This is a genomic window from Streptomyces canarius, assembly GCF_014650735.1.
GTDB lineage: Bacteria > Actinomycetota > Actinomycetes > Streptomycetales > Streptomycetaceae > Streptomyces > Streptomyces olivaceoviridis.
On sequence record NZ_BMVN01000014.1, the window covers coordinates 1 to 22,671 of the forward strand.

General features: G+C 70.3%; 22 protein-coding genes and 2 pseudogenes. 18 read left to right on the plus strand and 6 right to left on the minus strand.

The window, feature by feature from the left end; all coding sequences use genetic code 11:
• Positions 1-39 precede the first annotated feature (39 nt).
• Positions 40-153 (minus strand): annotated as a pseudogene (locus IE294_RS20760) (iron chelate uptake ABC transporter family permease subunit); the annotation flags it as partial.
• Between the two features lie 50 nt (positions 154-203).
• Between IE294_RS20760 and IE294_RS49710 the strand changes: the two are divergent.
• Positions 204-407: a hypothetical protein gene (locus IE294_RS49710; RefSeq protein ID WP_373315838.1), complete on the plus strand. Its 204-nt coding sequence runs from the start codon at positions 204-206 to the stop codon at positions 405-407.
• Positions 408-417: 10 nt separating this feature from the next.
• On the opposite strand, the gene IE294_RS20770 is transcribed toward IE294_RS49710, so the two are convergent.
• Together IE294_RS20770 and IE294_RS47685 are read right to left on the minus strand one after the other, a co-directional pair.
• Entirely contained in the window at positions 418-915 is a 498-nt protein-coding gene (locus IE294_RS20770) for a hypothetical protein (RefSeq protein ID WP_189888291.1), read from the minus strand.
• A gap of 83 nt (positions 916-998) precedes the next feature.
• Positions 999-1,230, minus strand: a pseudogene (locus IE294_RS47685) (short-chain dehydrogenase); the annotation flags it as partial.
• Between the two features lie 1,276 nt (positions 1,231-2,506).
• Between IE294_RS47685 and IE294_RS20775 the strand changes: the two are divergent.
• From IE294_RS20775 to IE294_RS20785, 3 genes are all read left to right on the plus strand, one after another.
• Positions 2,507-3,019, plus strand: a complete 513-nt coding sequence (locus IE294_RS20775) for a DUF2231 domain-containing protein (protein WP_189888293.1) — start codon at positions 2,507-2,509, stop codon at positions 3,017-3,019.
• A 255-nt stretch (positions 3,020-3,274) separates the two neighbouring features.
• Complete coding sequence (locus tag IE294_RS20780; RefSeq protein ID WP_229917250.1) at positions 3,275-3,451, plus strand: hypothetical protein; 177 nt, start codon at positions 3,275-3,277, stop codon at positions 3,449-3,451.
• Positions 3,448-3,702, plus strand: coding sequence for a hypothetical protein (locus tag IE294_RS20785; protein WP_189888296.1), 255 nt, complete (start codon positions 3,448-3,450; stop codon positions 3,700-3,702). Before IE294_RS20780 ends, IE294_RS20785 begins: the two co-directional genes overlap by 4 nt.
• On the opposite strand, the gene IE294_RS20790 is transcribed toward IE294_RS20785, so the two are convergent.
• Both IE294_RS20790 and IE294_RS20795 read right to left on the minus strand, forming a co-directional pair.
• Positions 3,689-4,327: a response regulator gene (locus tag IE294_RS20790; protein ID WP_189888298.1), complete on the minus strand. Its 639-nt coding sequence runs from the start codon at positions 4,325-4,327 to the stop codon at positions 3,689-3,691. The two genes, IE294_RS20785 and IE294_RS20790, sit on opposite strands and share 14 nt — an antisense overlap.
• Positions 4,324-5,544, minus strand: a complete 1,221-nt coding sequence (locus IE294_RS20795; RefSeq protein WP_189888300.1) for a sensor histidine kinase — start codon at positions 5,542-5,544, stop codon at positions 4,324-4,326. The genes IE294_RS20790 and IE294_RS20795 overlap by 4 nt, the downstream gene beginning before the upstream one ends.
• Before the next feature lie 173 nt (positions 5,545-5,717).
• Between IE294_RS20795 and IE294_RS20800 the strand changes: the two genes are divergently transcribed.
• From IE294_RS20800 to IE294_RS20825, 7 genes are all read left to right on the plus strand, one after another.
• Positions 5,718-6,806: an ABC transporter permease gene (locus IE294_RS20800; RefSeq protein ID WP_189888302.1), complete on the plus strand. Its 1,089-nt coding sequence runs from the start codon at positions 5,718-5,720 to the stop codon at positions 6,804-6,806.
• Positions 6,803-7,486, plus strand: coding sequence for an ABC transporter ATP-binding protein (locus tag IE294_RS20805; RefSeq protein WP_189888304.1), 684 nt, complete (start codon positions 6,803-6,805; stop codon positions 7,484-7,486). Before IE294_RS20800 ends, IE294_RS20805 begins: the two co-directional genes overlap by 4 nt.
• Positions 7,487-7,781: 295 nt before the next feature.
• Complete coding sequence (locus tag IE294_RS47695; RefSeq protein WP_229917251.1) at positions 7,782-8,123, plus strand: DUF6233 domain-containing protein; 342 nt, start codon at positions 7,782-7,784, stop codon at positions 8,121-8,123.
• Between the two features lie 219 nt (positions 8,124-8,342).
• Positions 8,343-8,918 (plus strand): TerD family protein, encoded by a 576-nt coding sequence (locus IE294_RS20810; protein WP_189888305.1) that lies wholly within the window; start codon positions 8,343-8,345, stop codon positions 8,916-8,918.
• Positions 8,919-8,932: 14 nt separating this feature from the next.
• The gene (locus tag IE294_RS20815) at positions 8,933-9,199 is read left to right on the plus strand and encodes a twin-arginine translocase TatA/TatE family subunit (RefSeq protein WP_229917252.1); all 267 of its coding nucleotides are present in this window, start codon (positions 8,933-8,935) and stop codon (positions 9,197-9,199) included.
• A 520-nt stretch (positions 9,200-9,719) separates the two neighbouring features.
• Positions 9,720-11,096, plus strand: coding sequence for a phosphatase PAP2 family protein (locus tag IE294_RS20820; RefSeq protein WP_373315839.1), 1,377 nt, complete (start codon positions 9,720-9,722; stop codon positions 11,094-11,096).
• 75 nt (positions 11,097-11,171) lie between these two features.
• The gene (locus IE294_RS20825) at positions 11,172-11,561 is read left to right on the plus strand and encodes a cupin domain-containing protein (RefSeq protein WP_189888307.1); all 390 of its coding nucleotides are present in this window, start codon (positions 11,172-11,174) and stop codon (positions 11,559-11,561) included.
• A 15-nt stretch (positions 11,562-11,576) separates the two neighbouring features.
• Here the strand turns inward: IE294_RS20825 and IE294_RS20830 are convergent, their stop codons facing one another.
• Complete coding sequence (locus IE294_RS20830; RefSeq protein ID WP_189888309.1) at positions 11,577-13,364, minus strand: right-handed parallel beta-helix repeat-containing protein; 1,788 nt, start codon at positions 13,362-13,364, stop codon at positions 11,577-11,579.
• A 131-nt stretch (positions 13,365-13,495) separates the two neighbouring features.
• Here IE294_RS20830 and IE294_RS20835 point away from each other — a divergent pair, with 131 nt between their 5' ends.
• The 7 genes from IE294_RS20835 to IE294_RS20865 all read left to right on the plus strand — a co-directional run bounded on the left by IE294_RS20835 (position 13,496) and on the right by IE294_RS20865 (position 22,626).
• A complete protein-coding gene (locus tag IE294_RS20835; RefSeq protein WP_189888311.1) occupies positions 13,496-15,871 on the plus strand; it encodes a glycoside hydrolase family 95 protein in 2,376 nt (791 codons plus the stop codon).
• Positions 15,872-15,978: 107 nt separating this feature from the next.
• Positions 15,979-16,974 (plus strand): LacI family DNA-binding transcriptional regulator, encoded by a 996-nt coding sequence (locus tag IE294_RS20840; RefSeq protein WP_189888314.1) that lies wholly within the window; start codon positions 15,979-15,981, stop codon positions 16,972-16,974.
• 515 nt (positions 16,975-17,489) lie between these two features.
• Positions 17,490-18,668 carry a hypothetical protein gene (locus tag IE294_RS20845; protein WP_189888316.1) on the plus strand — a complete coding sequence of 393 codons (1,179 nt, stop codon included), beginning with the start codon at positions 17,490-17,492 and terminating at the stop codon, positions 18,666-18,668.
• 50 nt (positions 18,669-18,718) lie between these two features.
• Positions 18,719-19,978 carry an extracellular solute-binding protein gene (locus IE294_RS20850; RefSeq protein WP_189888318.1) on the plus strand — a complete coding sequence of 420 codons (1,260 nt, stop codon included), beginning with the start codon at positions 18,719-18,721 and terminating at the stop codon, positions 19,976-19,978.
• A gap of 49 nt (positions 19,979-20,027) precedes the next feature.
• Positions 20,028-21,089 (plus strand): carbohydrate ABC transporter permease, encoded by a 1,062-nt coding sequence (locus IE294_RS20855; protein WP_189888320.1) that lies wholly within the window; start codon positions 20,028-20,030, stop codon positions 21,087-21,089.
• Entirely contained in the window at positions 21,073-21,966 is an 894-nt protein-coding gene (locus tag IE294_RS20860; protein WP_189888322.1) for a carbohydrate ABC transporter permease, read from the plus strand. The genes IE294_RS20855 and IE294_RS20860 overlap by 17 nt, the downstream gene beginning before the upstream one ends.
• 132 nt (positions 21,967-22,098) lie before the next feature.
• Positions 22,099-22,626 (plus strand): alpha-amylase family protein, encoded by a 528-nt coding sequence (locus IE294_RS20865; protein ID WP_189888324.1) that lies wholly within the window; start codon positions 22,099-22,101, stop codon positions 22,624-22,626.
• Positions 22,627-22,671 lie beyond the last annotated feature (45 nt).

Sequence of the window (22,671 nt, forward strand, 5' to 3'; positions counted from 1 at the left end):
TCAGATCCCGCGCCACGAGACGGCTGGTTGAGGTACGGCTCATGACGGATTGCCTCCGGAGCGGCTGCGGTTACGCGCGACGAGCCACATCAGGTACGGGGCGCCCACCGCGGCGGTGAGGACGCCGACGGGGAGCTCCACGGGGGAGAACAGAACCGGTCCGTGGCCGGCGGAGGGCCGACCACCATCGTGCTGGTGAGGCCATCGCGCGGAAGCACCGCACCAGCTCCCCCTGGCGGGACCTCCCCGCCGAACCCGGCCCGTTCCAGACCACCCGCGAACGACTGATCAGGTGGGTCGTCGACGGCACCTGGGAGACGAGTTCGAGTCGGCCAGTTCAGCGAAGTCTCCGGCCGGCGGAACGGACACCCGGAGCCTGTGTCAGGCGGCGGGAGCGTGACGGCTGACATGACGGGCCTACGCTTGAGGAGTGGGCATGTCCCTCTCGATCCGCCTGACCATGTTGCGGGCTTCGGCGACCTGCAACCGTGGGAACTCGAAACTCAACACCCCTGCATCCGCCACGCCGATGAAGACCCTGAGTGCCTGCGCCACACCTGCGATCAGTTCGGGCTCGGACATCCATGCAAGCTGGTCCAGGGCGTAGGAATGCAGCAGTTTCTTCGGTTTGGCGACGAAGAATCCCCCGATCGAGAACACCATCAGGCGCTGATCGGTGAGCCCGACGATGAACCGGCCCGGCAAGGGAAGCTGCGCGGCGGGAACATCGGCCTTGGCACCGCTCGTGGCCACGTTCACCGCCGCTGCGCCAGCCGCTCCGGCGATACCCGCGGCCCCACCGATCATGGTCTTGCGAACTCCGCCGATCCTGAAAGCGAGGATGCCGTACTGAACCTGTTCGCCCGGCAACAGCTCACCGGCCAACCGCTTTCGGACCTTGTCCACCTGGGCCATGCGTTGCGCTCCACCCTCTGCCCGACCGTCGTCGGTCGCTCACACAAGAGGTCAGCGAGTCTACGTACGCACCACGCAGGCGATCAACCACGCCCGGAGACGGGGTATTTCGTTGCGTCCCAGGGGAAGAAGCCACCGGTGGGGCCCGTCGTCCGGCGGCAGGGCCAGGCGCAGGGCGCCCCGGGCGGCCTCGGCCGGGTCGCCGCCGGCAGCGGCGGCCCCGGGGGTGAGATCGCTGGCCCGCAGGCCAGGAGCGAGCGCGTTGACCTTGAAGCCCTCTTCGGCCGGCGTCTGGGCGTAAAGGACCGGCAGCGCCGGTCTTCCCCGTCGGCACCGGGCGGTCCGGGGCGGTGACGGGCTCGTCGCCCGGCGCCGCGGCCCGAGCTGACGGGCCGGGGCCAGGACCTCGTCGACCACGGGCAGTTCGTCCCCGCCGGCCGGCCGCATCGTCTAGCGACATCACTTTCCCGTGGAACCGGGCGTTCGCCCCCGCCGAGCAACAGACGTTCTCGAAACTCACCTACAAAAGCCACACTTCAGGTGCGGGCGCCGCGAGTACCAACACGCCGCAGCCGAACAGGACTTGGCTGCCCTGCTGACCGACGCACTCGATGCGAACACCGGCCCCAACCCCACCGACGAGGTAGACCCCCTCGCCCGATGGCTAGCCCGGCACGCGGGCACCTTAACTGACCCGGTGGCTCCAAGCCGCCACGGCGACGCGAGCGCGGCCCCCCCTCCACGTCCCCGCCCTACCTGGGCCCTGACACGCCACAGCACGTGAGGCGAAGCGAATTCGGCATCGCATCTGCGGTTCTGTGCGGGCCGCGACACAGGGGCGGCGGACCACGGTGGGGTGCTGCCGGAGCCGTATCGCACCTTCGTGGCCGAGATCGTGAACGGCACCGACGACGGCCCGCCGGACACGGGCGGTCTGCTGCCGGTGGGCGAGAAGCCGGAGAGCTGGGCTGTGTGGGAAGCGGAGTACTGGATGAGCCCGACCCTCGGCTACGTAGCGGCCTCACATACGGTCCGGCCCCGCACCGGAGAGGAAGGCACGAGGCCGGCGGTCGCGGGAGGCCGCTGCGGACATGGGCGGTGGCGGAGCCGACGCCGTCGATCGCAGGGCTAAGCACGGCGGAGAGGGTGAGCTCGCCCTCGCCGCTGTGGGTGGGAGTGACGTCGGAGGTGGTGCCGGTTCGGCCAATGCGGGTGGGCGAGACCGATCTTCAGCAGGCCAGAGGATCGTACGGCGCCGCCGTTGCACCCTTCCTCGGTGACGTCGGCGATCGCGGTGCGACGGTGGGGTCACGCTCACCGGACAGCTGGAACGACGCGGCGGCTCCGCTCTCGCCGTCATCCTGACGCGCCTGCTGGGCGGTGTCGTCGACGTCGTGGACCACCTCACCTACCGCTTCGACGACAGGCACGCGCAGCCTGCCGGACCAGCCGACCGCGGTGTGGCCGACGGCTGGCTGGACCGACCGTGAGGGGCTGAGCACACGCGTCCCATTGGCTTGATCGATTGAGAGGCAACTGAGAGCTTGCTGTGCCAGGCTGACGGGCCCCTTACCTTCTCAGGAGCGCATGAATGACTCTGATCAACGGTCTGCCCAGCCACGTCCTGCTGGTCCATGTGGTTGTCGTGCTGATACCCCTGACCGCTCTGGCCCTGGTCGCGGCTGCGCTGTGGCCGCGCGCCGGGCGGCGGCTAGGTCCCCTGCTGCCGCTGCTCGCCCTCGTCGCCCTGGTCAGCGTGCCGCTGACCACGCACGCCGGCGAGTGGCTGGAACGGCACGTCGACGACGATGCCCTGGTACGCCGGCACGCCGAGCTGGGCGACGGCCTGCTGCCCTGGGCCTTGGGCTTGTTCGTGCTGGCGGCGATCGTGTGGTGGACGGGTCGGCGCGCTCCAGCGAAGCCTGGACAGGGCGGCGGCACGCGCTGGTCCGCGCTGCCCGTCCGGATCGTCGTGGGCGTGCTCTCGCTGGCTGTTGCGGCGGGGGCGGTGGTGGACGTCTACCGGATCGGCGACTCCGGGGCGAAGGCGGCCTGGCACGACGCCTACTCGAAGACGGTGAAGGGGTCAGAGGGCGGCTCCTGAACCGGCACAGGCCCAGCTTGCCCACGTCGCGGGGCAGAACGCGCCTGTTGTGCCGGCGTAAGTGTGCGAGGGCTCGCAGGAAACCGCGGTCCGAGAGGACGCGGGCGCGGGCGCTCTCGACCGGGAAGCCGCTGTCGGTGACCGTCCCCACGCGCCGAGGAAGTGGAGCCGGGCAGACCGGCTCCGGTTGGGCGACCAGACCAAGCGGCCGGGGATCTCGGGCTCAACGCCTATGACAGCCGCCGCGGCAAGCTCGTGAAGCAGAACAGGGACGAAGGGGAGAAGAGCAGCTCCCCGGCAGTCCTCGCCGTGATCGGTGATCCGGAGGAGGGACGGGAGGCGGCAGACGGCGAGATCCCGCTGCCTGAGTACGCGTCCGACAGCGAGGACGCGCGGGTGATGCGCGATCTGGCGAAGGAGCCGGCCGTATGACATCCCCTCCGGAGCGCATCACCCGCGGGTTCAGCGTGGATGAGGAGGACGGCGGCGAGAGGAAGGCGCCGCGCCGCATCCGTACGCGCCAGCAGATCATGAACGGTGAGGCGAAACGGCCTCCGGCCAAGGTGGAGCTCAAGCTGCTCGCCAGCAACCCGTTCAACCCCCGGGCCCGGGATGAGCTCACGGAGGTCGAGGCGTCACGGGCGGCTCGGGATGCCGTATGCACCCGGCTCAACGCCGGATGAGGCCGAGGTCGGTGGCTGCGGCGACGGCGGCGGTGCGGGAGTCGACGTCGAGTTTGACGTAGACGCGGGCCAGGTGGGACTTGACCGTTCCCTCGGTCAGGTGGAGACGTGCGCCGATGGCCTGGTTGGACAAGCCGTCGGCGACCAGGGCGAGAACTTCGGTCTCGCGTCGGGTCAGGGCGGTGCCGGGAGTGCGCAGGCGGTTCATCAGCCGGTCGGCGACGGTGGGCGCCAGTGTGGTGCGTCCGGCGGCTGCGGTGCGTACGGCGGCGGCCAGGTCCTCGGGCGGGGCGTCTTTGAGGAGGTAGCCGGTGGCACCGGCTTCGATGGCGGGCAGGGTGTCGGCATCGGAGTCGTAGGTGGTGACGATCAGCACACGGGGGGCTCCGGGCTGGGCAGTGATCTGGGAGGTGGCCTCGGCGCCGCCCATGCCCTTGCCGAACCGCAGGTCCATCAGGACGACGTCGATGTCGCCTTCGGCGGCGCGGGTGACGGCGTCCTCGGCGGTGGCGGCTTCGGCCACGACGTCGAGGCCGGGCTCGGTTTCCAGCACGGCGCGCAGTCCGGCCCGCACGACCGGGTGGTCGTCGGCCAGGAGTAGGCGGATGGGTGCGTCGTCGGTCACGGGCGGGCCTCGGGATCGGTGTCGGACAGCGGGGTGAGGGGCAGCTGGACGGCCAGGGCGGTGCCGTGGCCGGGGACGGGTTCGATGGTGAGAGTGCCGCCGAGGGCCCGGGTGCGGGCTCGCATGGCGGCCAGCCCGAAGCCGCCGGCCTCGGGGTCGAGGACGGGCAGGACGGCGGGGTCGAAGCCGCAGCCGTCGTCGACGACGTCGAGGGCGACGTGGTCACCGAGGTAGCTGAGAGTGACTTCGGCGGTGGTGGCCTCGGCGTGCTGGACGGTGTTGGCCAGGGCGGACTGGGCGATGCGCAGCAGGGCGACCTCGTACGCAGTGGCGAGCGGGGCGGGGTCGCCCGTGAGGTGGAAGCGTGCGGTGATCCGGTGCCGGGCGGAGGTGGTGGTGCACAAGCGTTCCAGGGCCGCGGCCAGGGTGGTGCCTTCCAGCGTGGGCGGGGTCAGAGCGGCGACGAAGCGGCGGGCCTCGGCGAGGTTGTCGACGGCGGCCTGCCGGGCCTGGTCGACGTAGCGGGCCGCGTTCTCCGGGGTGTGGGGCAGCGCTCGTTCGGCGGCGCGCAGCAGGAGCTGGACGCTGGTCAGGCCCTGGGCGAGGGTGTCGTGGATCTCGCGGGCCAGGCGGTCGCGTTCGGCGAGCACGCCGGCGGTGTGCTGGGCGGCGGCCAGGTCGGCGCGGGTGGTGGTGAGTTCCTCGATCAGTCGACGCCGGTGTTCGCTCTCCCGGTACAGGGCCTGATACCCCCACACCACGGCGACGGCCACGGCGGCGCCGAGGGCGGGGCCGATGGCCATGGCGGGGCTGAAAGAGTGCTGGTGGGCGGCGAAGCCCGCGATGGCCACGGCGGCGGTGGCGGCCACGGCCGCCAGTGCGGCGCGGCCGGGCAGCAGGTGGAGTTGGAGGAAGTAGAGCGGGAAGGCCACCCACACGGCGTCGGGGGACAAGGCGAGCAGCACCAGCCAGCAGGCGCCCACCGTGGCCAGCCACAAGGCGGCGGCCCGCCGCGAGCGGCGTACGCGCGGCAGCGTGGGCCCCGCCGCGTACGCCAGGCCGCACGTTGCTGCCACAGCGATGACCCATCCGGCGTGGGGGCGGTCGTCGGCCACGGACCGGCCGGCGGCCAGGGCGAGCAGGCCGAGGACCAGCAGGTGCAGGCACCAGGCCAGGGTCCGGGTGGTCGGCGTGAGGGCAGGGGCGGCAGAGTTCACAGTGCGTCCCAGGTTACGGAAGCTGACGCCACAGGAGCCTCCATCAAAAGTTGGAACCCGCGCGCCGTCTTTCAGCCCGCCAAGTGCCCTCCTGCGCCAGACGCGCGCACAGGGGGCCTGCGAAGAGGGTGGGGTCATACCGCTTCCGCCGCTGGAAAGGACGGGCCAGGGCCGTGTTTGTCGCCTGGAGAGACCTGAGGTTCGCCAAGGGGCGCTTTGCCCTGATGGGGGCTGTCATCGTACTGATCACGCTGTTGGTCGGGCTGCTGTCCGGGCTGACGGCCGGACTGGGCCGGCAGAACGTCTCCGCGATCACGTCCCTGCCCGCCGACAAGATCGCCTTCCAGGCTCCCAGCGGCAGGCAGGACCTGTCGTACTCCAACTCCACCGTCACCGCGCAGCAGTGGAAGAAGTGGTCCGAGGCGCCCGGCGTCGAAAGCGCCGAGCCTCTGGGTATCACCACGACCAAGGCCACCGCAGGAGACAAGAGCACCGGGGTCTCGGCCTTCGGCGTCGAGCCCGGCTCCCGCCTCGCCCCGGACAGCAACAGGATCACCGGCAGCGCGGTGGTGCTGTCCGCCACGGCCGCCGACGATCTCGGCGTGGGGGCGGGTGACTCCTTCACCCTGGCGGGCCGGCATCTGAAGGTGGCCGCCGTCCGGGGCGACGCCCACTTCAGCCACACCCCGGTGATCTGGACCCGTCTGGACACCTGGCGGAAGACCGCGCCCCCCACCAGCACCGACGACGGCCCGACCGCGACCGTCATCGCTCTGAGCACCACCTCCGAGGCCGATGTGGCCGCCACCGACCACCAGGCCGGCACCAAGACGGTCTCCACCGACGACTCACTGTCCGCGATCGGCTCCTACACCTCCGAGAACGGCTCCCTGCAACTGATGCGCGGCTTCCTGTTCGCCATCTCCGCCCTCGTCATCGGAGCCTTCTTCACCGTCTGGACCATCCAGCGCGGCGGTGACGTCGCCGTCCTCAAGGCCCTGGGCGCTTCCACTGCCGATCTGCTCAAGGACGCCCTCGGCCAGGCCGTCGTCCTGCTCGTCGGCGGCACCCTGATCGGCACCGGCATTGCCGCCTCCGTCGGCGCGCTCGTATCCGGTTCCGCCGTGCCGTTCCTCCTTACCCCCGCCACCGTCCTGATCCCGGCCATCGTGATCGTCCTCCTCGGCGCGCTCGGCGCCGCCCTGTCCGTTCGCCGCATCACCTCCGTCGACCCGCTGACCGCCCTGGGGAGCCTCCGATGAGCCTGAACCTGACCGACATCACCCTCACCTACCCCGACGGCGACACCCGCCTGACCGCTCTCGACCAGGTCAGCCTGGAGGTGCCCAAGGGCAGCCTGACCGCCGTGGTGGGCCCCTCCGGCTCCGGCAAGTCCAGCCTCCTCGCGGTCGCCGCCACCCTGATCACCCCCGACACCGGCACCGTCACCATCGACGGCCGGAGCACCACCGGTCTCACCCGCGGCGAACTGACGGAACTGCGCCGCCACAAGATCGGCATCGTCTTCCAGCAGCCCAACCTGTTGCCCTCCCTCACCGCCGCCGAACAACTCCAAGTCATGGCCCGGCTCGACGGCCGCAAACCCGGCACCGCCCGCACCCGCGCGATGGAACTTCTCGACGCCGTCGGCCTCGCCGACCAGGCCGGCCGCCGCCCGCACCAGCTCTCCGGCGGCCAGCGCCAGCGCGTCAACATCGCCCGTGCCCTGATGAACGACCCCACCGTCCTCCTGGTCGACGAACCCACCAGCGCCCTCGACCACGAACGCGGCGCCGCCGTCCTCGACCTCATCGCCCGCCTCACCCACCAGCAGGCCACCGCCACCGTCCTGGTCACCCACGACCGCACCCACCTCACCGCCGTCGACCGGATCGCCGAGGTCCAGGACGGACGCCTGCGCCTCCCGGCCATGAACCGGTAAGGGATCGGCACCGGCTGGCAGTGCACGGATGCCCGGCTGCTCATGCCGACGGCCGCGCCGATCTGCTGCACCGTCGGCCTCGGCCGTGGCCGGCGATGTGCTGGCGGATGCAGCGCAGGCTGCGCTCCTGGGTGCCGGTGAGGTAGTCGACGCGGCGCATCGTTCGATAGCGCATGTGTGCGGTTCTTTGGGTAAGCGAAGACACGGGGCAGGCAGCCCGGCAGCTGGAGCTCATCGACCGCTGGACCGCCGAGGAGGAACGGCGGCAGGCGGAGCGGCGCGCCAGGGAGCACAGATGCGGCCGGCCCCGCCTGACTGGCTGACCCAGCACGGCCCCGACCGGGACAACGTCGACACCGTCCACGTCGGCGGCTGCCGGGCCGCGAGGAATCGCGGCCGTGGCCGGCCCGCCACGCGCGAGCAGTCCCTCGCCGCGCCGCGGAGCCAGGCGCCGCCGTGCGTGCACTGCCGAACGGACACGGCCTTCGGGTACCGGGGACTGACACGCAGAGCCCCGGCCGGCGTACCGGCCGGGGCTGAACCCGCGAACGGGTGTGATCGTGAAGGGCGGTCGCCTACGCGGCGGAAGGCAATGCGGGGCTTCAGCCGAACGATCGTCCTCGCATGCGGTGGATGAGGCCCGGGGACACTGTTCCCTTCACCATCACGCCCCTTCCAACCGCACCCGTCCGGCGAACATTCCCGCGTTCGCCGACCCCGGACCTCACACCTGTCCGGCCTCCGCTGCCGTGGACGTCGGGAGCCGTACGTCGTAGGAACTCCCGACCACCCCCACTCCTTCTACAGTCCTGTAGATTCATTCTGGAACGTCATCGTCTCACCGAGGAGGAGAGCAGTGGGAGTTTCCCTGTCCAAGGGTGGCAATGTCTCGCTCAGCAAGGAGGCGCCGGGCCTGACCGCCGTCCTGGTCGGACTGGGCTGGGACGTGCGGACCACCACCGGTGCCGACTACGACCTGGACGCCTCGGCGCTGCTGCTCGACGCATCCGGCAAGGTGCTCTCGGACCGGCACTTCGTCTTCTACAACAACCTCACCAGCCCGGACGGGTCGGTCGAGCACACCGGCGACAACCTCACGGGTGAGGGCGAGGGCGACGACGAGACCGTCAAGGTGAACCTCGCCACCGTACCCGCCGAGGTCGACAAGATCGTCTTCCCCGTGTCCATCCACGACGCCGAGAGCCGCGGCCAGAGCTTCGGCCAGGTCCGCAACGCCTTCATCCGCATCGTCAACCAGGCCGGTGGCGCGGAGATCGCCCGCTATGACCTCTCCGAGGACGCCTCCACCGAGACGGCGATGGTCTTCGGCGAGCTGTACCGGCACGGTGCCGAGTGGAAGTTCCGTGCCGTCGGGCAGGGATACGCCTCCGGGCTCGCCGGCATCGCCGCCGATTTCGGCGTCAACGTCTGACGGGCGGCCCCTCCGTGTTCGGACTGAGCGAACTCGCGGTCATCCTGATCGTCGTCATTGCCGTCCTGGCCGCCAAGAAGCTGCCCGAACTGGCCCGGTCCGCGGGCAAGTCGGCCCGCATCCTCAAGGCCGAGGCCAAGGCGATGAACGACGGACAGCCGACGGCGCGACCGCGCGTGATCCCAGGGGAGACCGTCACCCCCCAAGCCACCTCCGCGGTCCCCGACGCGGACCACCAGTCGGCCGCACCGCCCGACGACGGGAAGCAGCAGCGGCGTTGAAGCGATGGGCAGGCGGTCGGCACCTTACGGGCGACCGCCTGCCCACCCTCGCGCACCGGCACGGGCAGATGCCGACGAGGAACGCCGCCACGGCGGCCAACAGCGCGTAACCGACCCTCCGCCGCGCGGGCTCACCGCGCAGCCGCCCCAGGCCGTACGCCGCCGCGGCCACACGAAGGATGGCGTCCCAGGCGAGCGGGCCGAGCGGGCCGACGGCCGGCGCCGGCGAGCGCGCCGGTCGCAGGGAGCACCCGGACGCCGACCCCGGGACCGCTGCCGCTGCCGCCGCCGCCGCGATAGTCCACACTCCACATGGGCATGCTTCACCGCAAGTTACTCCCCAAGGATCCGTTTCACGCCATTACCGCGCTCAACAGGGCCAAGGCGCCATAAACATTCCCCCGCTGCTCCGATAGCATGTTCGAACTCGCGCCGACCGCCCCTCCGACCGACACCAGAATCCATGCCACCCAGCGCGAAAAGTGACCCTGCTCAACTACCCAACAAATCGGCCAGACAGTTGACATCTAGAACATCGCGGGTGTTTTCGCGAATAAAGGGGAGAACGACACCGGCCGCGTGGCGCGAACCACGCGCGATACTTTGGGCCACGGCTGGTGTGGCGACACTCGGTTTCCTGATCATCCTGGAGATCGTCGCGCGTCGCTGCGCCGGCATACCGGGGCCGTTGACCGAACAGGCGAAAGAGACGGTATTCGCCCCCAAGCCGGGGCCGCTGTACGCCGGTCTGGCCCTGATGATGGTGGTGCTCACCTGGCGGCAACGGTTCGTCGCGGCGGGTGCCGCGATCGGCATCGACGTCGTCTTCGTACTGGTGCGATGGGCGGTCGACGCCAAGGCGGCCGACGGCCATCTCTTCGGCAACGGCGCGTTGTGGGTGATGCTGGGCTACGCGGTCATCGCCGTCACGCGCCGCAGGGGCCGGGAACGTGTCCTGCTGCTGAAGGGCGTCGGGCTGGGCCTGCTGCTGGCGGCCGGCCGCAAGACGGGTGACATCTGGCTGATCATCACCGCGAAGACCCGCCCGACCGTGCTCGATCAGTACGTGGCGACCGCCGATCAAGCGCTGGGCAATCCCTCGTGGCTGGTGGGCCGGATACTCCAGGCCACCGACCCGATCGGCACGCATCTTCTCGGCCTGGTCTACGCGCAGCTCGCGGTGGCCGCGGTCGTCGTCGCGCTGTACCAGCTGCGCCACGTCGGGGTCGAAGGCCGCTTCCCGCGCCATCATCTGGTGCGCACCTTCCTGGTGATCGGTCTCCTCGGGCCGGGCATCTACATGCTCTTCCCGGTGGTCGGACCGGTCTTCGCCTACGGTCCGGGCGCCTCCGGCACCGGCGGCGCGCACTGGGCGGTGGCCAACCTGTGGCCGCACACGCCGCCGCCCGTCACCGCCCCGCAGCCGATGTCCTACGACGGGATCACCCCGCGCAACTGCATGCCCAGCCTGCACACGGCGTGGGCCACCGCGATCTTCATCCATACCCGCAAGGGCCCACGGATCCTGCGGTACGCGGGCACGTTCTGGCTGATCGCCACGCTCGGCGCGACGCTGGGCTTCGGCTACCACTACGGCACGGATCTCATCGCCGGCGTGGTGTTCGCGCTCACGATCGAGGTAGCCCTGCGCTCGCTCGACCGCGGCTGGGACCGGTCAGGCGTCCAGCTTGTCGCTTACGGGACAACGGTCTTCGCGGCGCTCCTGGTGTCCTACCGCTATCTGCCGACACAGATGGCCGGACATCCCTGGCTGTTCGGACCACTTCTCATTCTGGCGATGGCGTCGGTGATCCACCGTTACGTACGCGTCACCGAACTCTGGGAACCCAAGGCCGCTCCGGCACCACAGCCGGACCCGCGACCCGAGCTGGTCTGAACTTTCGATTCAGGGTCCCGTTGACGGTCCAGCGCCTGACCGCGAGTACACGAGCGGCTGCTAGCGTTCGCCCACGTGAAGGACAGCGTGTACGTGGGCAACGCGGGCAAGGACGCGGCACTGGACCGGGGGTGGCTCCTCGGGCACTTCAAGGACATCGGCGACCCGCGCCACAGCGAGGCCGTAGAGATCAAGTGGGGCGTCCACCCCCGTGCCGATGCGCGATCGCAGTGGGTGAGGGGCGAGGAGCGCACGGCTCTCCTGGTCCTCATCAGCGGACGCTTCCGCGTCGAACTGCCCGGCCGCAGCGTCCTTCTGGAAGAGCAGGGTGACTACGTCGTGTGGGGGCGCGGAGTCGACCACTCATGGTTCGCGGAGGAGGAGTCGGTGGTCCTGACTGTTCGATGGCCGTCCGTGCCCGGCTACGCGGCGGCTGAAAAGGATCAGGCGCACCGGCGGACCTGAACACGTGGGCGAGGGTCACGGCCACTCGTCGAGCCGGTGCGACCGGGGCTCTCCGGGTGGGCGGAGCGTGCCCGACGTTCCTTCCACGACCACGTCCGAGCAGCCTTCGGCGGCCACCAGGCCGGACTCGGTGAAGGCCCCGGCGCCGGTGCCCGTCAGATGGTTGCCGGTGACGGCCAGCCCGCGGACGGAGCGGGCGCGCACGATCGGGGCGTCGGCGTCCTCGAAGACGTTGCCGCTGATCGTCACGTTGCGGTGCACGGGGTGAGCGGGGTCGAGGACGGTGTTGGTCGGTGCGATGAGGACCGCGGGAGTGGAGGGACGCAGGAAGGTGTTGTCCCGGATGGTGAGGTCGGCGACCGGCCCCGACTCGTACCACTCCTCGGCGTCGGCGGAGACGTAGACGCCGGCCATGGTCACGCCGTCGAAGAGGTTGCCTTCGATGACGACCGGCCGCCGGGTGGTCACCAGGACCCCGCGGGTGGGCACGTTGACGAAGTGGTTGCCGACGATGTGGACCGACGCCGTGGCGGTGACGTTCTCGGCGACCCAGTGCTCCGGTGTGACGGTGGGGGGCAACGGGCGGTCCAGGGTCACGGTCATGATGCGCCGGTCGTGTGCGTCGTCCCGGTCGTGGGGGCCGTCGACGGCGGTCAGGCGCGCGGTGAAGCCGGCCGCGGTGTCCAGGGTGGCACGAGCGGTGAACTCGATCGTGTCACCGGGCCGGAACGCGGGGAAGCCGGCCGTCTCCGGGTGCCGGTAGGCCAGTGTGACGACGTCGTCCGCCACCCGGCCGGCGACCACGAGGTACGTGCCGTGGATGTTGACCGGGTCGTCGTGCGGCCCGTCGAAGACGCAGTCGGCGATCCGCACATGACCGGCCATCGACGACAGGTTGATGAAGTCGGCGAACCCGGCCGAGGTGCGGCCGGTGGCCGGGTCGGCGCGGAAACGGACATCGCGTACGGTCAGGTCCCTGCTCATCTGCCCGACGAGGCCGAAGCCGTGGAGGTAGTGCGCCGAGACGTCGCGGATCTCCACCCGTTCGCTGCCGCTCACGAACGCGCCCGGATGGTCACGGACTGTCGTGCGCATCTGGTAGACGAGCCCGACGTCGCCGGGGGCGTCGGCGAAGCGGTAGGACAGGCGCAGGCGGTGGCCGGGGAGTCGGCGGACGGCGGCCACCTCGTCGAACAGGGGGTTGTGGTCCCGCCAGGTGCGCCGGGCCACCGGATCGTGCACCTGCGTGTACTCCATCGCGTTCGTGCCGGTCCAGTACGGCGCGCCGTCGGCGGGGCCCGGCTCGCCGAGCCAGGTGACGGTCGTGCCGTCGATCCGGAAGCGGGTGTCCGCGGGCAGGGCCAGCTCCCGCCAGGCGGTGACGCCGTCCGTGCCGGCGTCGGCCACCGTGGCGTCGACGACCCGGGGCGAGACGTAGTCGAAGGAGAACCCCTCGAAGCGGACGTCGGTCGAGTCGATCGCAGCGAACGCGGTCTGCGCGCCGTGCAGCACCAGGGCGGCGCCCCTGCCGTCGATCACCAGGTCGTGGGCGTTCTCCACGAGGAGTGCGATGGTCTTGGACAGGTGACGCCGATCGGCGCCCACCGTGTTGGAGACGTACAGATCGCGGCGCTCGGCCCGCTCCGGATACAAGTGGTAACGGCCGGGCGGGAACCGTACGGTCACCGGCGCCGTCACGGCGCGGGCCGCGCGCAGGGCCTCGGTGACCGCCGCGGCGCTGTCGCGGGTACCGCTCGGGTCCGCGCCGAACGCGGTGACATCGACCATGGTGCGAGGCGCCACGCTTGCTCCTTGTTCGGGGTGCCGGGCCCACGTCCTCCCGGACACCCGGTGGAGTTGACGTTGCCCTAATGTCCGGTCAAAGTCTTGGCGCGTCAGTGTAGCCAGTCCGTATCCACACCACAGGAGGCATCGTGCCGGACTACTCCCACGGCCCCGCGCAGACCCCGCACCGGCTCTCCTTCGCCCGGCCGGCCGGTCACTGGCTGGAGGCGCTGCCACTCGGCAACGGCCGGATCGGCGCGATGCCGGACGGCGGTGTGGAGCGCGAGCGGGTGCTGCTCAACGACGGCACGGCATGGTCGGGCTCTCCCGCGAGCGAGTTCGCGCACGGCCGGGTCGGAGCCGCGACGGCACGCGAGGCCGTCGCCGAGGCCCGCCAGGCGCTCGCCGAGGGCGACCACGCCCGCGCCGATGCGGCGGTCCGCCGTCTGCAAGAACGCTGGACCCAGGCGTACCTGCCGTTCGCCGAGTTGACGGTCGGTGTCACCAACCCGCCGGGTGAGATCACCGGGTACTCCCGCCATCTCGACCTGCGGACGGCCGAGCACGTCGTGCGCTACGAGGCGGGAGGAGCGGTGGTGGTACGGCGCACGGTGGTCTCGCACCCCGACCGGGCGCTGCTGATGACCATCGACGTCGCCTCGGGCCCCGGCGTCGACCTCACCGTCGGCCTCGACTCCCCTCTCCGGGTCCTGGGCCGCGGCCGTGGTGAGCGGCTGGTCTGGCTCACGACCCGGATGCCGTCCGACGTCGCTCCGCCGCACGAACCCGACGCGCCCTCGCCCGTCTACGACGACGACCGGATCAGCCTTCGGGGAGCGGTGGCGCTCCACTGGTCGCACGACGGGGAGGACGTCGCCGCGGGCGAGGCGGCCGGGCGCGGCCCGAGCATCGGGCCCGTGCTGGCCGCGCGGGGAGTCCGGCACGTCGAGATCGTGCTGACCACGGGTACGACCTTCACCGCGGTCGGCGCGGAACCGCGCGGTGACGAGCGTGACGCCCTCGCGGCGGCCCGCCGGGACCTCGACGCGGCCGTACGGCGGGGCGCCGCCGCACTGCGCGAGCGGCAGGGCACGGACCACGCGCGGTTGTACCAGCGGGTGGAACTCCAGTGGGACGGCCCGGCGGACGCGCGACTGCGGCAGTTGGCGTTCCTCTTCCACTACGGCCGCTATCTGCTGATCAGCGCCTCGCGGGCCGGCGGGCCGCCGGCCACGCTCCAGGGGCTGTGGAACAACTCGATGCGTCCCCCGTGGAGTTCGAACTACACCATCAACATCAACACGCAGATGAACTACTGGCCCGCGGACGTCACCGACCTGCCCGAGTGCCTGCCCCCGCTGTTCGACCTGGTCGAGGCGGTGAGCGTCCGGGGCGCGGAGACGGCGCGGAGGCTGTACGGGGCAGGGGGCTGGTGCGCGCACCACAACACGGACGTATGGGCCTACACCTCACCCGTCGGCCGGGGAGAGGCCGACCCCGCATGGGCGTTCTGGCCGCTGGCAGGCGCCTGGCTGTGCCGGCACCTGACCGACCACGTGGCCTTCGGCGCCGGCCTGCCGTTCGCCCGGGAACGCGCCTGGCCGATGGTCCGGGGCGCGGCGCGGTTCCTCCTCGACTGGCTGGTGGAACTGCCTGACGGCACGCTCGGTTTCTCACCCTCGTCGTCGCCGGAGAACCGTTTCGTCACTCCGACGGGCCCGAGGGCGGTCGACGTGAGTTCCGCGATCGACATCGGCATCGCGCGCGAGGTGTTCACCTCGGCCACCGCTCTGGCGGAGCTGGCAGGACAGCCGGACGACGCCGTGGCCGGGGCCGCGCGGGCCGCGCTGGGCCGGCTGCCGGGGCCTCAGACCGACGAGGACGGGACGGTACGGGAATGGCGGGGCCCGCACGTCATGGCGGAGCCGGCCCACCGGCACCTGTCACCGCTCTACGAGGCGTTTCCCGGGACCGGCGTACGGCCGGAGCACTCGGCCGCGGTGGCCCGGACACTCGACGTCCGCGGTGACGACTCCACGGGCTGGTCGCTCGCGTGGAAGCTGGCACTGCGCGCCCGGCTGCGTCATACCGAGCGGCTGCCCGCCCTGATCGATCTGGCGCTGCGTGAGGTGGATCCGGCGGCGGTGGGTGAGCACGGCGGTCTCTACCCCAATCGTCTGTCGGCCCATCCGCCGTTCCAGATCGACGGCAACTTCGGGTTCACGGCGGCGATCGCGGAGTGTGTGGTGCAGAGCCACGCCGGCACGGTCGACCTGTTGCCGGCGCTGCCGTCCGACTGGCCCGCCGGACGGATGCGGGGGCTGGTGGCACGGCCCGGCGTGGTGGTGGACCTGGCCTGGGACGACGACCGTCGGCTGGTCGAGGCGCGGGTGCGCCGGCGCTCCGACCGGGTGGGTACCGTGCGGGTGTCGCTGGGCGACGCGTCGGTGGAGGTGGATCTGGCCCAGGGCCCGTGGACCCTGCGTCCCGGCGCGGGTGGGCGGTTGCCGGCCGTGGCGGGCTGAGCGAAGCCCCCGCCCGGCTCCGGCGGGTGCGGGCACCGGTCGGGACCTGGCGTGATCCCGGTACACTCGCAGCACGCCAGGCGGCGCCGTTCACCGCAGAGGGAGTCATGGCCAAGGTCGGGATCAGCGACGTCGCGGCGCGAGCGGGCGTCAGCGAGGCCACAGTCAGTCGCGTCATCAACCGCCGCGGGGTCGTCGCGATGGCGACACGGCGCCAGGTGGAGGAAGCGATCCGCGAGCTGGGCTACGAGCGCGGCGGGCAGAGTCAGCTGGTCGTGGTGCTCACTCCCGGGCTGGCCCAGCCGTTCTTCGGCCAGCTGTGCGAGCTGATCGAGTCGGCGCTCGCGTCGCAGGGCTTCCGGGCCATCGTGGCCTCGACCACCGTGGGCGGGCTCCAGGAGATCGACTTCGTCTCCTCGACGATGGACCTGGGCATCGCCGGCGCGGTCTTCGCGTCCGCCAGCAACACCCTGATCGGTGCCGACCCGACGGTCTACCAGTTGCTCGCGGAGCGCAAGATCCCCTTCGTGCTGGTGAACGGCGCGATCGACGGTCATCCCTCGCCCAGTTTCTCGACCAATGACACCGTCGCGGCGGAGCTGGCGGTCGACCACCTGTGGGGGCTCGGCCACCGTGACATCGGCTTGATCGTCGGGCCGGTGGGGAACCGGCCGAGCGAGCGCCGGCTGGCCGGGTTCGTCCAGTCGATGACCGTTCGCGGTGTCGCCGATCCGCAGCGGCTGGCCGTCCGACAGGTCTACAGCGTCGAGGGCGGCATGTCCGCCGCCGAGACGCTGCTCGACCTGGGGGTTACGGCGATCGTCGCGGCCAGCGACTACATGGCTCTCGGCGCGATCCGGGCCGCCCGGCGCCGGGGGATGTCGATCCCGGAGGACCTGTCGGTGGTCGGCTACGACGACTCCCAGGTCATGGACTTCGTCGATCCGCCGTTGACGACGGTGCGTCAGCCCGTCGAGCGGCTCGCGCAGTCGGTGTCGACGGCCATGGTGCACTTGGTGAACCGCAAGCTGGTCCCCTCGGGCGAGCTGCTGTTCGACCCGCAGTTGATCGTGCGCGGCTCCACCGCGCCGCCGCGTTCCTGAGGCGTCCCGAAACCCGCCGCCCTGCCGGCTCGGCCGTCATCAGCGCCGTCCGTTGACGGGTGATTGACGTATCCGTCATAAACACGTCATCGACCGGCCGCCACCTCTCCGCACACCTGCTCACCGTCGGTCCGAGACGAGCTGAACGACTCCCCCATCGAAGACAGGGCGCACTTTCGGACACACTTCGGACGTCCGCAACAGCTCTCGTCTCACGACTGCCTGCGATGATGAGCACACGTATACCGCTGAACAGGTTTGAAACATCGATGCATTGACGTGAAGTTGACGTGCGTGTAACACTCCCTTTCATGGCGCAGGGACCACTATTTCCGCAGCCCTCCACACGTCTCAGCGGCCCAGAGCCGCACAACACCCCGCTTCACGTGAGCTCCAGCATGACGGATCTTGTCGAGTCTTTCACTTGGGCGTCATGGCGGGCCCGAGAGTGGGTCCAGACCGGGCGGCGCGCGGACTTCCTGCCGAGCTACTGGGCGGGCCTCACGGACCGGCCGATGTTCTACTCACGGGATCTGGCCCACCAGATGCTCGGCGGCCACCTCCTCGGCCTCGATGCCGAGAACCTGGCGATGCTCCGGCACTTCGCCGCCTCCGCCACCGAGCGGCGCGGCTGGTACCCGCTGTGGGCGTTCCTGTTCGACGGCACACCCGCGGCCATCGACTACCACGACGACGACGACTTCGTCCGCGAGATCCCCGCGCCGTTCGAGCTGGTGGAGAAGGCCGTCGAGCAGTACCGCTGGACGCGTGACGAGCGGTTCCTGCGGACGCCGGAGATCTCCGCGTTCATCCGCACCACTCTGACCTCGTTCGTGCGGGCCCACGACCCGCTGGGGACCGGAGTCGCAGGTGAGCGCGGCAGCGGCCGGATCTTCGAGGGCACGGCCACGTACAACGAGGTGGAACACCCGCCGCACCTGCTGGTGGCGGCCGACGGCATCGCCAGCCAGTGGGCGGCCCACGCGGCGCTCGCGGGTGTCGCGGCCGGCACCGCGCCGGACCCGGAGTTCGCACGCTGGAACGCCGGACGGGCGGCGGCTCTGGAAACCGAGTTCACCGAGGGCTGGTGGCTGGCGGAACACGACCACTACACGGCGGGCTTCACCCAGGAAGGGCCGGTCAGCGGATTCGGGCTGGAGAGCACGTGGTTCCCGGCGGTCAAGGGCCTCATGCGGCCCGACGACCGGGCGACCGCCCACCTGGACTTCCTCAGCGCCTGCCTGGAGAAGAGCCCGCCGCACAACATCGAAGCCTTCACCTACCTGCCCGAGGCGTATCTGCGGTACGGACGCGACGAGGAAGCCCTGCGGTGGATCCGTTTCCTGGCGGAATCCCGCGCGGACTACCCGGAAGTGCCGTTCACCCATGTCGCCCACATCGCGACCGGCCTGACCGGCCTGGACGTGGGACCGCGCGAGGGCGAGGTACGCACCCGTTCCCACATCCCGGGGGACGCCTGGCTGGAGGTCGACCACATCGCCGCCGGCACCTCGACCATCGGTGTCCGCCACGAGGGACACGAGGCGAGCGAACTGTGGGTGACCGCCGGCAGCGCCGTCACCTGGACCAGCACCTGGCCGGACGGCCGCACCACCCGGGTCGACGTCCCCGTCGGCGGACGGGTGCGTGTCACCGCCGACGGCGACACCATCGCAGCTCCTCGACAGAAATGAACCGCAACACCTCCCCAACGGCATCGGACCGCAACGACAAGGACCTTCCCGTGTTGAGAACCGCAGTGACAGCCGCCATAGTCGTCGGCTGCCTCGCCTCCCTCTCCGCGTGCAGCAACGAGAGCGGGGCCACCCCTGGAGACCGCGGCGGCGATTCCGCGTCCATCTCGTTCGCCTACTGGGGCAGCAACGAGGAGAACGCGACGATCAAGAGCATGGTCGCCGCCTTCGAGCGGGCCCACCCCGACATCCACGTCGAAGCCAACTGGATCCAGAGCGACTACGAGCAGAAGCTCCAGACGTCCATCGCCGGCGGTGACGCCCCTACCGTGGCCGCGATCTCCAACACCTCGCTGCCGAGCTTCTTCACCGTCTTCAAACCGGTCAGCGTCGACAAGAACGCGTACTACTCGCCGGCCGTCGCCAAGGCGGGCAACGTCGACGGCACCGACTACGCCGTGCCGTTCGTGGCCAAGAGCAAGGTCATGGCCGTCGACAAGACCAGCTTCACCAAGGCCGGCCTCCCGGTGCCGTCGGGCACGACGCCGCTGAGCACCCGGGACTTCGTCGCCGCCGCGAGGAAGATGACCAGCGGCTCCGGCTCGTCCAAGGTCTACGGCTCCGCACCCTTGTGGTACGACGGATGGCTGCTGGCCGACGGGGGCTCCTACTACAACGCCGACGGCACGAAGTGCACGATGGGCGACGCGGCGGGAATCCGGGCCGCGAAGACCGTGGTCGACTCGGTCAAGCCCAACGGCTTCGCGCCGACCTCGATCGCCGCCCAGGGCCAGGACATGTTCCAGTGGCTGGCACAGGGCAAGGTCGCGACACTGCCCGACTTCGGCCCCTGGAACATCGCGAAGTTCGCCGCGCTGGACTCCGCCCGCTTCGCCCTCGTCCCCATGCCCGGCCGCGGTGAGCCCATGGAGGTCGACGGCCTCGGCATCGCCAAGAGCGCGAGCGCGGCACAGGTCAAGTCCGCCGAGACCTTCACGAAGTTCATGAGCACCGACCCGGCCGCCCAGAACCTGCTGGCGTCCAAGAAGTCCGCGCTGGGCGTGCCCGTGGTCGACGACTCGCTCGCCGCCTTCAAGTCCGCCGCGCCCAAGGCCAATCTCCAGGCGTTCGTCGACGCCGTCGAGCACGCGGTCACCACGCCGTACGTGAAGAACAAGGTCCAGATCGAGAGCACCTTCTCGACCGCCCTGAACTCCCGCACCGCGATCGGGACCGGCCACGAGAACCCGGCGACCGTGCTGCCGCAGCTTCAGGCCACGTGCCAGAAGATGCTCGACGCGACCAAGTAACCCCTAGGCGGACGGCCGCGAGCGGCACCGAGAAGGACCGATCCTCAACATGTCAGAGATAGTGAAGGGCCTGGAGGGCCTCCTCGCAGGGTTCCACCTGGACGTGGCGCTCCAGCCCATCGTCGCCTTCGTCATCATGATGGCCGTCGTCTTCGGGCTGCTCGGGGCCGCCATGTGGCTCGCGGTGAGACGAAGGTGGATCGGTCGCGCGACCGCGGCGTTCTGGCTCTTCGTCTCCCCCTGGATCGTCGGCTTCCTGCTGTTCACGGGCGGTCCGATGGTCTACTCCCTGGTGCTGTCGTTCACCCACTGGGATCTGCTGAGCCCGGCGAGGTTCGCCGGGCTCGCCAACTACCGGCAGGCGCTGCACGACCCGGACGTCGGACAGGCCGTCAAGGTCACCCTGCTGTACGCGGTGCTCAGCGTCCCGGCGCAGACGGTGCTGTCGCTCGCGGTGGCGCTGCTGATGAACGTGAAAGTCAGCGGCATCCATGTGTTCCGCACCATCTGGTACCTGCCCTCCCTCGTGAGCGGGGTCGCGCAGACCGTGCTGTTCATCTGGGTGTTCAACCCCGAACACGGCCTGGTCAACGGAGTGCTCCGGTTGCTGGGTGTCGAGGGCCCGAAGTGGCTCTTCGACCCGGACTGGGCGCTGCCGGCGGTCGTCATCATGAGCCTGTGGACCGTCGGCGGCAACATGATCATCTACCTGGCAGGGCTTCAGGACATACCCTCCGAGCTCTACGAGGCGGCGGCACTCGACGGCGCCGGCCGCCTCCGCGTCCTGTGGAACATCACCATTCCGCAGATCAGCCCGGTCATCTTCTTCAACGTGGTGACAGGACTGATCTACGCGATGCAGACCTTCACCCAGGGCTACGTCATCACCCAGAACGGCGGCGGCCCCTCCAACTCCCTGCTGTTCTACGTCGTGTACCTGTACCAGAACGCGTTCAAGTTCTTCCAGATGGGCTATGCCTCGGCCCTCGCCTGGATCCTCTTCCTCATGATCATGGTGCTCACGGCGGTCGTGTTCCGGGGCAGCAGTTTCTGGGTCTACTACGAATCCCAGCGTCCCAAGGAAGGGAGGCGGCGTGTCCGCGCCAAGTAAGACGATGCCTCGCGCACGGGCCGGGGAGACCGCACGCGACCGGCGATCGCTGCACGAGGGGACGCCGGCCGCGCGCTACACCGCGCTCGCCGTCCTCGTCGTGGGCTCGGTCGTGTTCGTCTACCCCTTCCTCTGGATGATCGCGACGGCGCTGCGCACACCGGAAGGTGTCTCCAGCGGGGGAATCGCGTTGTGGCCCGTCCAGTGGCGGTGGTCGAACTTCTCCAGCGGCCTCGACTCGTTCCCGTTCTGGCGGTACTTCCGCAACTCGCTGCTCAGCACTCTGGTGCCGGTGGTGGCGGTCGTCTACTCGTCGTCGCTGGTGGGTTTCGCGTTCGCGCGGATCCGGGCCCGCGGTTCCAACGTGCTGTTCGGGATCGTGCTGGCGACTCTTCTGCTGCCGCAGGAGGTGACGATCGTTCCGCAGTTCATCCTGTTCAAGAACCTCGACATGATGAACACGTTGTGGCCGATCATCGTGCCCACCTTCTTCGGGTCGGCCTTCTTCATCTTCCTGTTCCGCCAGTTCTACCTGCGGCTGCCGGAATCGCTGACGGACGCCGCCATCCTCGACGGCGCCGGATGGTTCCGCATCTGGTGGTCGGTCTACCTTCCGCTGTCGCGCCCGGTGCTGATCGCCACCGCGGTCCTCCAGTTCATGTCGTACTGGAACAACTTCTTCCAGGCCGCGATCTACATCACCGACGACAAGTGGAAGACGCTGCCGCTGGCGCTCGCCGGATTCCAGTCGGTGAACGGCACCAACACCCCCCTGCTCATGGCCACGACCGTCGTCGTGACACTGCCCTGCGTACTGATCTTCTTCCTCGCACAACGCCACATCATCGGCGGAATCTCCTTCTCCGGGAACAAATGACGGACGTTCCGGGCGCGGCGGCACGCGGACTCCGGCTCCGGGCGACCGGCACCGCTCGGGCGACCGAAAGGGACGCCGGGGTGGGGGAGGTCTCGTTCCGCACCGGCGGTGGCACCCGGCGCGGAGGACGCCGTGCTGTGCACACGGTACTTCGCCCACCAGGACGTCACGGTCGCGGCGGTACCGCCCCAGGCCGACCGCGCCGCCGCGCTCGGCTTCGGCGTGGTCATCGTGGACGACGGCGGGCAGACCACGTCCCTGGCCCGCGGCCACGGCTCGTGCGGCGACCGGGAAGCGGCTGCGGAGAAGTTCCCCGAGCCGGCCGGCCTGATCGCCGATTTCCGGTACCGCGTACACCCCCCGGAGTGTGCGACTGGGGCGGCCCCCGCAGGCTCCGGATCGGCGGACCGCGTCCAGCAGTGGCAGCAGGTGAGTGACAACGTGCCGGTCGCCGCCGGTGAGTTTGACGGCGTGCCCGGACGAGCGTGCCGTCCAGGCACGGTCCTCCAGGTCCAGCGGATCGGTGCAGCGCAACTCGCTGAGCAGGGCGGCGTGCAGACGGGCCACACTCCGGCCTTGGTCCAGTCCCGCGGCCGGCGCCGGGCCGTCACACCAGAGCGGTCCACCGTCTCCGCGGGGACATCACGCCAGGTGGCGTAGTGGCCGGCCGCGCTGGCCACGGATCCGCGGAGACGGTGTATCTGT

Bases quoted from the DNA above. Each gene is read 5' to 3' on its own strand.
- IE294_RS47695 (WP_229917251.1), top strand. From the start codon at position 7,782: ATGCGGCCGGCCCCGCCTGACTGGCTGACCCAGCACGGCCCCGACCGG.
- IE294_RS20775 (WP_189888293.1), top strand. From the start codon at position 2,507: ATGACTCTGATCAACGGTCTGCCCAGCCACGTCCTGCTGGTCCATGTG.
- IE294_RS20845 (WP_189888316.1), top strand. From the start codon at position 17,490: ATGTTCTACTCACGGGATCTGGCCCACCAGATGCTCGGCGGCCACCTC.
- IE294_RS20855 (WP_189888320.1), top strand. From the start codon at position 20,028: ATGTCAGAGATAGTGAAGGGCCTGGAGGGCCTCCTCGCAGGGTTCCAC.
- IE294_RS20840 (WP_189888314.1), top strand. From the start codon at position 15,979: ATGGCCAAGGTCGGGATCAGCGACGTCGCGGCGCGAGCGGGCGTCAGC.
- IE294_RS20805 (WP_189888304.1), top strand. From the start codon at position 6,803: ATGAGCCTGAACCTGACCGACATCACCCTCACCTACCCCGACGGCGAC.
- IE294_RS20770 (WP_189888291.1), bottom strand. From the start codon at position 915: ATGGCCCAGGTGGACAAGGTCCGAAAGCGGTTGGCCGGTGAGCTGTTG.
- IE294_RS20785 (WP_189888296.1), top strand. From the start codon at position 3,448: ATGACATCCCCTCCGGAGCGCATCACCCGCGGGTTCAGCGTGGATGAG.